The organism is Aequorivita capsosiphonis DSM 23843 (genome assembly GCF_000429125.1).
GTDB classification, from domain to species: Bacteria; Bacteroidota; Bacteroidia; order Flavobacteriales; family Flavobacteriaceae; genus Aequorivita; species Aequorivita capsosiphonis.
Map to the genome: position 1 here is coordinate 157,401 of NZ_KE386850.1, position 12,859 is coordinate 170,259.

The following is a 12,859-nucleotide window of genomic DNA, read 5'->3' on the forward strand; positions in this document are numbered from 1 at the left end:
GGGCTTTTTTATTATTTCTTTATTGGAGCGCGTAATTCTAAGATTTAAGTGTTTCGCATTTCCCGTTAATTCAGTATCTTCGCACTCTATAAAAAACAGAAAGATGAGCTTACAAGAAAAGGTAATGGAAGCGATGAAAGCCGCGATGAAAGCTAAAGATACGCAGTCCTTGGAAGCATTGCGATCTGTTAAATCTGCCTTGCTTTTGGCACAGACAGAATCAGGTTCAAAAGTGGAGTTGAGTGAGGAGGACGAAATAAAGTTGTTGCAGAAACAAGTAAAACAGCGAAGAGATAGTGCTGCAATTTACACCGATCAAAATCGTGCAGATCTTGCCGAGCCAGAATTGGCTCAAGCCAAAGTAATTGAGCAGTTTTTACCGGAACAATTAAGTACAGAAGAAGTAAGTAAACTCATTGAAGAAATAATCGCTGAAACCGGTGCCTCTTCTATGGCAGACATGGGAAAGGTAATGGGATTGGCAAGTGCTAAATTAGCAGGAAAAGCCGATGGCAAAACTATTTCGACAGTAGTGAAATCTATGCTTTCTTAGAAAGAATTAATTAAGTTATTTTAAATGGCCCAGTGGCGCAACTGAATAGCGCATCAGATTTCGGCTCTGAGGGTTGGGGGTTTGAATCCCTTCTGGGTCACTAAAAAAAAGTCTTGTTTTTACAAGACTTTTTTTATATTACACTATGTATTATGTCTATATTTTAAATAGTCAAAAGGATGGAAGGCTTTACAAAGGTCTAACAGATAATCTAGAAAAACGAGTGCATCAGCATAATCTAGGGCAGAATAAATCAACCAAAGGTTTCTTGCCATGGTCATTAGCTTACTATGAGGAGTTTCAAACTAGAATAGAAACTAGAGCTCGAGAAAAATACTTTAAGTCTGGCGAGGGGAGAGAATTTCTGAAAGGTAAATTAAATTTGTAATTATATAGAATAGTAAAGCTACGCAACTGAATAGCGTATCAGACCTGCCTGCCGGCAGGCAGATCCCTTCGCGGTCACGAATATATGAAAAAGCTGTACATCAAATCAAGCTCGCTTGAATTTGTAAGTACAGCTTTTTCATTTTCGACCCCGATAGTTATCGGGAGGAGCTTTGAGGGCTGCGCGTAGTGAATCCCTTCGTGTACGTTTTTCGGGTCAAGCCCAATTGTTGTGTTTATGCAAAAATATCCATCAAGACCTTACAGGTTTTTTCAAACCTGTAAGGTTTAAACAGAAGACCAACGATTTGAATTTGTAACTACAGCTAGTTCATTTTCAAAGCAAAGATTTGTGAGATGGGCACTGCGAATCCTTTCTTGAATTACATCAGTTTAGAACTCACTCAAAATTCTTTAGATTTACTTTTTTTCACCAACCGCCTTTCCCAAATAAAAAGATGCGTTTTTGCAACCCATTAAAAATGTGTTAATTAAGGCAATGTTAATATTAATTATGCGCAACAATTCTTAACTTGAATCTCCAAAAAAAGTTTAACAAAAATGCAAAAATCATGTTTACAATCATCAATGGACTTCCTGAGGATATCTTGGGAGTTGTTATTTCCGGAAAAATCACTAAAGAAGATTACGACCAGCTCAATCCATTATTGGAGAAGCACAAAATGATGCACGGTAGCATTAAATTCTTTGTTGAAATTGAAGAGTTGAATTATACTGCCAAAGCTATGTGGGCAGATTTAAAAACGGGACTTCATTACTGGGGAAATATAAAAACCATTGCCATTGTAACCGACAAAGAATGGCTAGAAAAATTCATGGAAGCCTTTGCTGTGGTTATTCCGGGAATGAAGATAAGAGGCTTTGCACTAAGCGAGAGACAACAAGCTTTGGAGTGGTTAAAAGAACAAGAAGACTAACGAGGTTTTTGTTTTCTAAACTCCAAATTGTTTCAGATGATGATCCAAATGTTTGTATTGCATCTGGCCCCATTGCTGTTTTGTGAAATATCCAAAACCAGGATGGGCTTTCCATTCTTTCCGTTTCTTTTGACCCTCAACTTCATCCAATAAGGCTTTTAGGTTACGCTTTTCAGTATTAAAATCTCTCGGTTCGCTTTCCTTTAAAAACTTCGCGGTTGGCAAATTCTTTCGATAAGGAGTATCGTTATAAAGTATTTTCTTAAAGAACAACTTGGCCAATATATTTGGTTTTAGTCCATAATCATTCTTCTCCAGCATAATATTGAAAGTTCCTTGGCAGTGGTGCAGCATTTGACCAACAGCCATCTTGCCCCATTGCTTTTCTGAATTTTCGGAAAGCAGATTAATTCTATCTTTTATTTCAGAATAAGCTTCCGGATCAAAAAGTGATTTCATTTTCTCAGGGTTTAAATTTGCTGTACTAAATATATGTAATAAATCTAGAAGTGGAAAGTCGCGGAATGTGATTTCTACTAAATCTATTTTTCACGCAAAACCGCTGCTGATGAATTCCTGGTAAAACATACGAGAAAGCTTTATTTCTTGGAATTTGGATTTTGTGTTTTGGAAATTAACTATCTTTAAGAAAATTGATTCTACTATGGAAGAAAATAATTCATTTTCCATAAAAAATTGGAACGAAGACGACCGCCCTCGCGAAAAGATGTTGCTAAAGGGCCGTGTTGCATTAAGCGATGCTGAACTTGTAGCGATTCTGATTGGTTCTGGTAGCAGGAACGAAAGTGCCGTATCCTTGAGTCAGCGTATTTTGGCTTCCGTAGATAATAATTTAAGCGAATTGGGCAGGCTTTCAATTGCGGCATTAATGGAGTTTAAAGGTATTGGGGAGGCAAAGGCCATCAGCATTGCAGCGGCTACAGAACTCGGCCGAAGAAGAAGAACGGGAGAGGCTTTGGAACGAAAAAAGATCACTTCCAGTAATTCCGTTTTTGAATTTATACAACCCATTATTGGCGAACTTCCACACGAGGAATTTTGGATACTCTATTTAAATAATTCAAATAAAGTGATAAGAAACGTTCAACTCAGTAAGGGTGGCATCACCGGAACTGTGGTAGATGTTCGCTTAGCTTTTAAGGAAGCGCTTCAAATTGGTGCGGTTGGAATTATTTTGGCTCATAACCATCCTTCAGGTACTTTAAAACCTAGCCAAGCAGATATTCAATTAACAAAAAAACTAAAAATTGCAGGCGACAGCTTAGACATAAAAGTGCTTGATCACCTTATAATTACTGAAAAAGCGTATTTTAGCTTTGCCGATGAAAATATGTTGTAACCCACTATGTTGTTAATATACACTCGAAAACTTACGCCGCGAATTTCCTATATTTTTAAACATATTTGCCTGCGAATCTTGGGGATTGATGTTTCTTTTACCTCTGTTATTGAGGAGTTTATTTCGTATGGCGGCCCTAAAATTTCCTATGGAAAAAAACCTTTGGGCAATGAACTTTTCTTTCAGAGTTATGGCCTACTAGAGCAGCAAGGTTTGGAAGCAATTGACGTCACAGTAAAAAAATGGAACGATACGTACGGTTTCTTTTCAGTTTCACCCAGTAGTGGGCTGCCTTTTGATATTTTTTCATCTAGTTTTTATATGATTACGCGTTATGAGGAATTCCTTCCACATGTTAAAGATGAAATGGGGCGCTTTATGGCTTCGGAAAGCTTGGCGTATAAAGAAGGATTCTTGCAGCAACCCATAGTGGATATTTGGACTTATTTATTTAAAGATAAGTTGTTGTCGGTTTTTCCGGAAATGAAATTCCCAAAGAAACAACTTACAGTGCATACCGTTATTGAATCTGCACAGCCGTATGCTTACAAGCAGAAAGGTTTTTTCCGAACTGTTGTGGGCTATATTAACAGTCTTTTTAGGGGTGAATTTCGAAAGATTGTGGCACGCACCCAAGCGATTGTAGGCTATAAACGCGATCCCTTAGACACATTTAAATGGATTGTAAACATTGCAAACAAAAGTAATTTTGACCTGACCATTTTCTTTCTTTTAGGAAACTCCCTTTCTTTTAATGAAAGTATGAACACTCATAGACAGAAGTTTAAATTGCTAATAAAATATGTTGCGGATTATCAAGAAGTAGGATTGATTTTTTCATATAATTCACTGAGGAATTATGAAATGTTGAAAAGTGAAAAACGCAGAATGCAGGAAATAACCAATCGCTCCTTGGTAAGTTCGATGAACTCAGAATTCCTTGTGAACTTGCCTGATATTTACAGACACTTGGTGGAATTGCAAATAACAAGAGACTTTACCATGGTTTTTCGAAATACAAATGGATTTAGAGCGGGCACGTGTACCCCTTTTCTTTTTTATGATTTGGATTATGAAGTTAAAACCCCTTTGATTATATATCCTTCGGCATTGTCTACTTCTGCTTTTCAACAGAAATATGCTTCGGATATTGAAAAAACGGTGCTAAATACTATCGATACTGTTGCCAAGGTAAACGGTACATTCACTATGATCTTTTCGAACAAGGATTTTTCTTCTACGGAGAGCAATAAAGTATGGCGACGCATTTATTCAGAAAGACTACAGGAATATGTACAATAGTGAAATAACCGACGTTTTTTTCGATTTAGATCATACCCTTTGGGACTTTGACCGAAATTCCGGTTTAGCTTTTCAGCGTGTTTTCCAAAATCATAAAATAAAGCTTTCGCTTTCTCAATTTTTACGGGAATACGAACCGATCAATTTAGCTTATTGGAAACAATATAGGGAAGAGCGCATTACAAAAGAAGAACTTAGAAGAGGCCGACTGTCAGAGACCTTTGATGTTTTAAAAATGAAATATTCGTTAGAAATTATTGATGCACTTGCAGACTCGTATATTGATGAACTCTCGGGCGACAATCACCTTTTTGTGGGAACATTTGAAATATTGGATTATCTATCCGAAAGATACCAGCTGCATATTATTACCAATGGTTTTAAGGAAGTGCAACATTTAAAACTTCGAAATAGTGGAATCAAGAATTATTTCCGCAGTGTGACCACTTCAGAAGAAGTAGGTTTAAAGAAGCCGCATCCTTCCGTATTTAACGCCGCATTGAAAAAAGCATCCGTAGCTCCAGAAAAGAGTATCATGATTGGTGACAGTTTTGAAGCTGATATTGTGGGTGCGAATAACGCCGGAATGCACACCCTATTTTTTAATTATAGAAAGGAAAAAGTATCGCCTCCTTTCACTTCTGTGAATGAGCTTTTACAAATAAAAGAGTATTTGTAGTAATATTGGGGCATAAATTCCGTTAGTAGTCAGTACTTTATCCCCATAAAAATGATCAGATCAATAGCATTAGGAGTTTTGACGATATGTGCATGTCTTTTCTTTACGGCGTGTATAAAAAATACCGATTTTGACCAAGCTGAAAATATAGTCTTGACGCCCGTTATTGACTTAGACTTGATATACTTTAATCTGCGTACAAGTGATTTTTTAGATTCCATAAACGCAACCCCCATACTTACGGTTCGCGATACAACGCAGGTTAAATTCTTGGACGATAGCACATTACTGAAAAATTTGGAGCGTGTTGAGTTCTATTTTAAGTTCACCAATAGTATTCCGCGTGATTTTCAAGTTGATTTTCAGTTTTTAAGTGAAATGAATGATACCACTTATTTTGCTGAAACACCAGTGGATCAAGGTACGCTCGCGATTCCTGTAATTACTGAGTTTATTGAAAATGTTGAAGGAGATGCAATCGGTCAACTTACACAGGCCAATAAAGTTGTGGTTTCGGTAACTATACCAGCTTCTAGTGAAAACCTGGACGGGAGCCTAAACCTCAAATCCAAAGCCACTTACTTTTTCGGAAACTAATTTCATGCGAAATATAGTAGTTTACATATTTTCCCTGATGGGCTTTTTTGCTATTTCGCAAAATAAGCAAATACTCTATGGCTTTGATGAAATACCCCAATCCCTACTATTAAACCCTGGCGGTAGGATTCTTCAGAAAAAACATTACGGGATTCCTTTCTTGTCGCATATTCACGTTAATGGCGGCTCTTCTGGCGTATCTGTTTACGATATTTTTAAAGATGGAAATAATGATATCAATGATCGCATTACACGAAAAATATTCGAAATGAAGAATACCGATTTCTTCACAGCAACGCAACAAATAGAGCTTATCAATTTTGGATGGGTCTCAAAGAATAAAATCTACTTTTCAGGTGGAATATATCAGGAGTTTGATTTTATAACCTATTTCCCAAGAGATCTGGCCATTCTCGCTTGGGAAGGAAACCGGGATTATCTCAATTATGAATTTGATTTGGGTGAAGTAAGCACTACTGGAGATTTTATGACGGTATATCATTTTGGTCTCAATAAAAAAATTAATGATAAACTTACTGTTGGTGCTCGCTTAAAGCTATATTCCAGTATGTTCAGCTTTCGTAGTGTTAATAATTCCGGAACTTTTGTTACCCGTTTAGGTGATGAAAATTCGGAAAACATCTATGAACATACGGTAGAAAATGCGGACGTAACTGTAGAAACTGCCGGTTATGCTTCTTTGCGGGACATGGATGGAGCAGGAGAGGTGGCCAAGAATATTTTAGGTAAGGCTCTTTTTGGTGGAAACATTGGAGTAGGAGTGGACCTAGGTTTTACCTACCAGATTAATGACAATTGGAGCGTGTCCGCAAGTGCTTTGGATATCGGAGCTATTTTTCATTCCAAAGATGTTGAAAGCTATCATGCCCACGGCAGCTATACGTTAGACGGAATTAATTTAATTTTTCCGTCATTGGCAGATGGAGAATCGACTTTCCCGTATTATACCGATTTAGAAGATGAAATAGAACGGGAAATTCCCATAGATACAATTCACAAGGGATATACGCAGTTTAGGCCCGTAAAGATCAATGCTGGATTAGTATATGGTTTTGGCAGGTCCAACTTCTCTGAAGCCTGTGATTGTCTTAATATGGGTAGTGGTGGTTCCCATATACAAGCTGTGGGATTTCAATTTTACGGTATTTTCAGACCCAAAGGGCCACAGGTGGCAGGAACTCTTTATTATTACAGAAGACTTACCGATTTTATATCGGCAAAGGCCACATATACTGTAGATCCGTTTTCGTTTTATAATGTGGGTCTCGGCGTTTCTGCGAATATTGGAAAGATTAATTTTTATTTAGGAGCGGACAATCTCCTTAAATACGGAAACCTAGCGAATGCAAAAAGTGTATCTTTACAGCTAGGTTTCAACATAATAATTGACGATTGATGATACGATTTATATTTATTTTCCTTTCCTTGTTACTAGGAGCAAATGCAATTTCGCAAAATACAAACTTGAGTGACTACAGCTATGTTGTTGTTCCGGAAGAGTTTGAGTTTTTAGAAAAGGCGGATCAGTATAAGATGAATTCCATGGCAAAATTCTATTTTGAAAAATATGGTTTTAATGCTTATATGTCTGATTCTACTCCCAACGCAAATCGTTGTGATGGGCTTTATGCAAACGTCGAAGAATTACGGACTATTTTAGGAACCAAACTCCAGATAGTTCTAAAAGACTGTGACGACAATGAGATTTACAGGGGTACTGAAGGTAAAAGTAAATATAAAGAGTTTGAAAAAGCATATCAGGATGCACTGCGAAAATCTTTTAGTAGTTTAGAAGCTATGCGAGTACATCAAAAGGATGTTGTTCTTATAGCGACTGATACCAGCAAAAAAACCGAGGCTAAAGAAACAATAGAAAATCCAAAGATGCTGGAGCTTACAAAACCTAAGGTTTCACGAGTTTCAGGAAATCTGTTGCCCGACGCCAAATTTTCAAACTATTCCAATTCTGGAAAATCATTTCTGCTTCGTAAAACAACTGAAGGTTATTCTTTATATGAAGAATCTACCAGCGCCGCAGATGGACTTCTTTTAAAAGGGAAAATAATTTTGATGGATACGGTCGTGAAATATATGGATACCTCCGGTAATGTTGCAGACGCGGCTTTTGATGCCACAGGAAATCTTATCATTAAGAAAGATGGTTCTTCTACAGTCTATAAGTTCGAAATCTAAAAATTGTATTTCTCTTTCCAAAGTTGCTTAAGATAATTCTTTAGCGAAGTTTCCTTTGGATTGTTTCCAGGTTTATAAAACGTGGTTCCCTTTATTTCTTCAGGTAAAAACTCGTGTGGCACAAAGTTGCCTTCATAATTGTGGGCATATTCATAGTTCTTCCCGTGGCCCAATTGCTTCATAAGCTTGGTTGGTGCATTGCGGATTGACAATGGAACTGATAGATCGCCCGTTTGCCTAACTAGCTGCTGAGCCTCTCCTATGGCTTTATAGGAAGCATTGCTTTTGGCGGAAGTTGCCAAATAGATTGCACATTGGCTTAAAATAATCCGCGCTTCAGGGTAGCCAATGGTGTTTACGGCATGAAAAGTGCTGTTGGCAAGTAAAAGCGCGTTCGGGTTTGCCATTCCGATATCTTCAGAAGATAAAATTACCATACGTCGTGCAATAAACTTGATGTCTTCACCTCCTTCAATCATGCGTGCTAGCCAATATACGGCGGCATTTGGATCACTTCCACGGATTGATTTTATAAAGGCGGAGATAATATCATAATGCTGATCGCCAGTTTTATCATAGAGCACCGTGTTTTTTTGTGCTTTTTGCATGACCAGATCGTTTGTAATTACAACTTCATCCTCTTTTTCTGAAAGTACGACCAGTTCTAATATGTTGAGTAGTTTTCGCGCATCACCTCCCGAAAGTCTGATGATGGCTTCGGTCTCTTTTAACTTTACTTTTTTCTTGGAAAGAATTTCATCTTCCTTTAAGGCTCTTTTCAACAGGGCCTCCATGTCTTCCCGGCTAAAAGGTTCCAAAACATAAACCTGACAACGGGACAATAATGCGGGAATTACTTCAAAACTAGGATTTTCAGTAGTTGCTCCAATAAGTGTTATCCAGCCTTTTTCTACCGCACCCAATAGCGAGTCTTGCTGCGACTTGCTAAACCGATGAATTTCATCAATAAATAAAATTGGATTTTTTGTCGAGAATAGATTGTCACTTTTCTTCGCTTTCTCTATTACTTCTCTTACGGCCGCCACTCCGCTATCTACGGCACTCAAAACGTAAAATGGTCTTCCACTTTGGTTGGCAATAATGTTGGCGAGGGTAGTTTTCCCTGTTCCCGGTGGTCCCCAAAAAATCATAGAGGGCATCATTCCTGTACTTAATTGTGAAGTCAACGAACCTGTGGGACCAACTAAATGTTGTTGACTTAAATAACCTTCAAGGGAGTTGGGGCGGATTCGTTCGGCGAGGGGTGCGTTCATATTTTCAAAATTACAATTTTAATAAATCGGTTTCACTGACAATTTATCATAAATTTGATTTGGGGATTGTTTTTTGTAATAAATGCAGTATGTCAAAATCTAACCAATTAAATTTTAGTCCGGAAATTATAGGCTATCCATTGCTTTTCGTAATGGTGCTTTGGATTGTTTTTTGGATAGAATCTAGGTTTGGAATTAATTTAAATCGTTATGGAGTCTATCCTCGAAAATTGGAAGGGCTGCGTGGCATCATTTTTAGTCCGTTTATTCATGGTAGTCTTAAGCATCTGTTTAATAACTCGGTTCCATTATTCGTATTGACTGCTGCACTTTTTTATTTTTATAGAGATATACGTTGGAAGGTATTGTTGTATGGATTGCTATTAACCGGTTTGGCTACTTGGTGCATAGGTAGAGCTTCGTTCCATATTGGTGCGAGCGGAGTCGTGTATATGCTAGCCGCCTTTTTATTCTTTAAAGGGATTTTCTCCAAACATTATCAGCTTACGGCTCTGGCTCTAGCGGTGGTATTTATTTATGGCGGTATGTTGTGGTATGTTTTTCCAGTTAATCCTGAAATTTCTTGGGAAGGACATCTCTCTGGATTTGTTATAGGATTGGTGTTCGCTTTTTTCTTTAAAGGAAATCCAGTCGAAGGCAAAAAATATGAATGGGAAAAAGAGGGGTTTAACCCCGAAAACGATCCCTTTTTAAGACAATTTGATGACGACGGAAATTTTATTGAACTGCCGAAAGAAGAACCTAAGCAAGACTTAGAAACAGATGCTGACGAGCAGAAACCAAAGTCTATTAGAGTGGTTTATACTTTTAAGAAAAACAGCAAAGACGATGTCGAATAATTATTGGCGACGTTGCCGAACCACTTCGTATAAAAAAGCACCACAAGCAACGGAAACATTCAACGAATTAATTTCTCCAAGTAGGGGAAGTGAAGCTTTCTGATCTACCAAACCAAGCACAGATTTCGAAACACCTTTTCCTTCTGAACCCATAATTATGGCCAAGGGGGTTTTCATGTCTACATCGTATATTTCTGAATTTGTTTTTTCAGTTGCGGCAAGGGTGGTAATTCCAGAGCCTTGCAAATAAAAGATCGCATCTTTTATGTGTTCAACTTTGCAGATTGGAATTTTGAATATAGCTCCAGCTGAAGTTTTTACGGTATCGCCGGAAACTGGTGCGCCGCCTGTTTTTTGAATTATTACTGCATCCACTCCTGTGCATTCCGCAGTACGTAGAATAGCGCCGAAATTTCGAACATCGGTAATCTGATCCAAGATTAAAAATAGAGGTGCCTTTTCTCTCGCTAAAGCCTTTTCAACAACAGTTTCTAAGCTGTGAAAGGAAACAGGTGATGTAACGGCAACGATTCCTTGATGATTTCCTTTTGTCAGTCTATTGAGCTTTTCAAATGGAACGGTGCTCACTGGAATATTTTCCTTTTCAAGATCCTTGATAAGGCCTTCAATTTTGTCACTATCAATTCCTTTTTGCACGAATACCTTATCAAAAACAACTTTTGATTTTAGTGCTTCTTTAATAGGGTAGATGCCAAAGATGGTATTTGTTTTATCGCTCATGGATTTTATGTAATTGGAATTCTTTCGACGTTTAAGCTTACAAAGGTAAATAGAATTAATCTGGTTTGTACAAAAAAAAGGCATCCCTTAAATTTAAGGGATGCCTTGGTAAATTATTTAGGTTGGGCAAAAATTATTGTCTTAACCTTACTTTTGTTACTGCCCCAGAAACCACGTTAGCCGATCCTTCAATTGCCAAAGAGAAAAATTCTTTTTCTTGCTCCATAGAGGCGTTGGTTCCATAAACCATTATTACACCTTCTCTTGAATTTGCAGGTATAGTTACAGTTTGGTCAAACCTATAGTTATCGGGATTAGTTTGTGCTTCAGGTGGTACAGTAGAATTGTCTAAAATTGCTGGAACAGCAATAATATTAAACTGTCTGTCAGTATTGGCAAGATCACTAGCGAATACTTTTATATCTACACTTTTTTCGCTACCAGTTGGAACACTATTTATGTTTCTTGTGATATCTGAAAATCCAACTACCGTTTTACGGTCTGTATCATAGTCATCATATGTTTCACAGGAACCAACGAATAGTACTAAAGCAACGAGTGTAATTATTATATTAATTTTTTTCATTACGATTATTTTTAAGGTTATTAATATCCTGAATTTTGCTGAATATTAGGATTAACGTCTATTATACTTTGATCAATTGGTAACTGGAGTTTATTACTTCCGGCAGATAGTGTTTGTACATCAGACGGTACGCCTGAGCCATCTCTTAAGTCTCCAAATCCATCACGTTGTACTCCCAAGCCCCAGCGTTTAAGGTCTATAAATCGTTGTCCTTCAAAAGCAAACTCTAGACGTCTTTCTAGCTTAATAGCATCGAATAAAGCTTGGCCTGTTTCACCTCCTGTAAATGTAGTGTATCTTCTGCTTCTTACCACATCCAGGGCAGTTCTTGCTGCACTTTCATTTCCTAAACGGTAATAAGCTTCAGCTTTATTCAAATAAGCCTCAGCAGCACGAAGAACTTTAAGATCAACCAAACCATCATAAGATCCGTCTCTACCAAACCATTTTACAATCGCATTATAATTATTTCCACCTTTTTTCCCATCCGCGATATAGGCTTCTTTTCTAATGTCGTTATCAGAAAACTTAGTAAAAAAGTTATAATCTACAACATATTCTGGAGTTAAGTTTGTAAGAGATCCCTGGCTATATGCTACGCCTACTCCTATTCCTAATGTACCTACCTCGTTAGGTATGTAAAATAATAATCCGTCTTGGTTTGCATCTTTCCATACACCAACTACATTATCTATTGCAGCGGGCATTTTAGTTACCTTATTTGCCGCAGCAACTGCAAGATCATTTTTACCCATATATAAGTAAACTCTTGAAAGTAATAAGGCAACACCTTCTTTGTTAAGGCGACCTACAGGATTGGTTTCATTTATACCTGCTAGTGCTTCTGTTAAATCAGTTACAATTTTTTCATAAGTTGCTCCAACAGTTTCTCTTGCAGGAAGCGCGTTAGCATCTGCTTCCGTTACGTAGGCTATTCCTAAACTAGAATTTGCATCTCCGGATTGTGTAGGAAGTTTAGCGAAGAAAATCACTGAATTAAGATGAGCAAATGCTCTTAGCGCTTTTGCTTCTGCCATGATATTCTCTTTATTATCTCCCTCAAACGCAACGATATTCTCTAAGATAAGGTTAGCGCGATTGGCTATTCGGTATGTTTGTACATACGTATTGGCTAGAGGGCCATTTGCTGCAACATAGCGCCAATTGTGTAAAGTGCTACGTGTACCTCGACCATCTTGCGCAATAGTTACGTTATCTGCCAATACGTCTCCAGCATCTATCATACCACCGCCATCGCTTCCGCCATACATAGAGCCACTTGTGAATCCAGCATAGGCTCCTCTGATAGCATTTTCATAATCTGCTGCGGACACATACGCATTTTCATTACCAAACTGATCAAATGGT

General features: G+C 37.8%; 15 protein-coding genes and 1 tRNA gene. 11 read left to right on the forward strand and 5 right to left on the reverse strand.

Features of this window, described 5'->3' with window-relative positions; all coding sequences use genetic code 11:
- The first annotated feature begins 103 nt into the window (after nt 1-103).
- The 4 genes from G440_RS0118020 (at nt 104) to G440_RS0118035 (ending at nt 1,878) form a co-directional block, all read left to right on the forward strand.
- Nucleotides 104-553, forward strand: coding sequence for a GatB/YqeY domain-containing protein (locus G440_RS0118020; RefSeq protein ID WP_026452574.1), 450 nt, complete (start codon nt 104-106; stop codon nt 551-553).
- A 26-nt stretch (nt 554-579) separates the two neighbouring features.
- Nucleotides 580-653: transfer RNA gene (locus G440_RS0118025), tRNA-Arg, on the forward strand.
- A 45-nt stretch (nt 654-698) separates the two neighbouring features.
- Nucleotides 699-941, forward strand: coding sequence for a GIY-YIG nuclease family protein (locus G440_RS0118030; protein WP_026452575.1), 243 nt, complete (start codon nt 699-701; stop codon nt 939-941).
- A gap of 571 nt (nt 942-1,512) precedes the next feature.
- Nucleotides 1,513-1,878, forward strand: a complete 366-nt coding sequence (locus G440_RS0118035; RefSeq protein WP_034259942.1) for a SpoIIAA family protein — start codon at nt 1,513-1,515, stop codon at nt 1,876-1,878.
- A 15-nt stretch (nt 1,879-1,893) separates the two neighbouring features.
- Here G440_RS0118035 and G440_RS0118040 read toward each other — a convergent pair whose 3' ends face one another.
- Nucleotides 1,894-2,337 (reverse strand): DUF1569 domain-containing protein, encoded by a 444-nt coding sequence (locus G440_RS0118040; protein ID WP_026452577.1) that lies wholly within the window; start codon nt 2,335-2,337, stop codon nt 1,894-1,896.
- Nucleotides 2,338-2,542: 205 nt separating this feature from the next.
- Between G440_RS0118040 and radC the strand changes: the two genes are divergently transcribed.
- Genes radC through G440_RS20845 form a run of 6 tightly spaced genes read left to right on the forward strand, consistent with a single transcriptional unit; the run spans nt 2,543 to nt 8,030 of the window.
- Nucleotides 2,543-3,238, forward strand: a complete 696-nt coding sequence (gene radC, locus G440_RS0118050; RefSeq protein WP_026452578.1) for a RadC family protein — start codon at nt 2,543-2,545, stop codon at nt 3,236-3,238.
- A gap of 6 nt (nt 3,239-3,244) precedes the next feature.
- Complete coding sequence (locus G440_RS0118055; RefSeq protein WP_026452579.1) at nt 3,245-4,540, forward strand: DUF7033 domain-containing protein; 1,296 nt, start codon at nt 3,245-3,247, stop codon at nt 4,538-4,540.
- Nucleotides 4,530-5,219, forward strand: coding sequence for a YjjG family noncanonical pyrimidine nucleotidase (locus G440_RS0118060; protein WP_026452580.1), 690 nt, complete (start codon nt 4,530-4,532; stop codon nt 5,217-5,219). The genes G440_RS0118055 and G440_RS0118060 overlap by 11 nt, the downstream gene beginning before the upstream one ends.
- Nucleotides 5,220-5,270: 51 nt before the next feature.
- Entirely contained in the window at nt 5,271-5,816 is a 546-nt protein-coding gene (locus G440_RS0118065; RefSeq protein WP_026452581.1) for a hypothetical protein, read from the forward strand.
- Between the two features lie 4 nt (nt 5,817-5,820).
- Complete coding sequence (locus tag G440_RS0118070) at nt 5,821-7,233, forward strand: DUF5723 family protein (RefSeq protein ID WP_026452582.1); 1,413 nt, start codon at nt 5,821-5,823, stop codon at nt 7,231-7,233.
- Nucleotides 7,233-8,030 (forward strand): hypothetical protein, encoded by a 798-nt coding sequence (locus G440_RS20845; protein ID WP_051285458.1) that lies wholly within the window; start codon nt 7,233-7,235, stop codon nt 8,028-8,030. Before G440_RS0118070 ends, G440_RS20845 begins: the two co-directional genes overlap by 1 nt.
- On the opposite strand, the gene G440_RS0118080 is transcribed toward G440_RS20845, so the two are convergent.
- The gene (locus tag G440_RS0118080; protein WP_026452583.1) at nt 8,027-9,304 is read right to left on the reverse strand and encodes a replication-associated recombination protein A; all 1,278 of its coding nucleotides are present in this window, start codon (nt 9,302-9,304) and stop codon (nt 8,027-8,029) included. The genes G440_RS20845 and G440_RS0118080 overlap by 4 nt on opposite strands.
- A gap of 89 nt (nt 9,305-9,393) precedes the next feature.
- Between G440_RS0118080 and G440_RS0118085 the strand changes: the two genes are divergently transcribed.
- The gene (locus G440_RS0118085; protein ID WP_026452584.1) at nt 9,394-10,164 is read left to right on the forward strand and encodes a rhomboid family intramembrane serine protease; all 771 of its coding nucleotides are present in this window, start codon (nt 9,394-9,396) and stop codon (nt 10,162-10,164) included.
- On the opposite strand, the gene rlmB is transcribed toward G440_RS0118085, so the two are convergent.
- The 3 genes from rlmB to G440_RS0118100 all read right to left on the reverse strand — a co-directional run bounded on the left by rlmB (nt 10,165) and on the right by G440_RS0118100 (nt 12,825).
- A complete protein-coding gene (gene rlmB, locus G440_RS0118090; RefSeq protein WP_026452585.1) occupies nt 10,165-10,905 on the reverse strand; it encodes a 23S rRNA (guanosine(2251)-2'-O)-methyltransferase RlmB in 741 nt (246 codons plus the stop codon).
- A 133-nt stretch (nt 10,906-11,038) separates the two neighbouring features.
- Nucleotides 11,039-11,491: a hypothetical protein gene (locus G440_RS0118095; protein ID WP_026452586.1), complete on the reverse strand. Its 453-nt coding sequence runs from the start codon at nt 11,489-11,491 to the stop codon at nt 11,039-11,041.
- A gap of 20 nt (nt 11,492-11,511) precedes the next feature.
- Complete coding sequence (locus tag G440_RS0118100; protein WP_245574893.1) at nt 11,512-12,825, reverse strand: RagB/SusD family nutrient uptake outer membrane protein; 1,314 nt, start codon at nt 12,823-12,825, stop codon at nt 11,512-11,514.
- Nucleotides 12,826-12,859 lie beyond the last annotated feature (34 nt).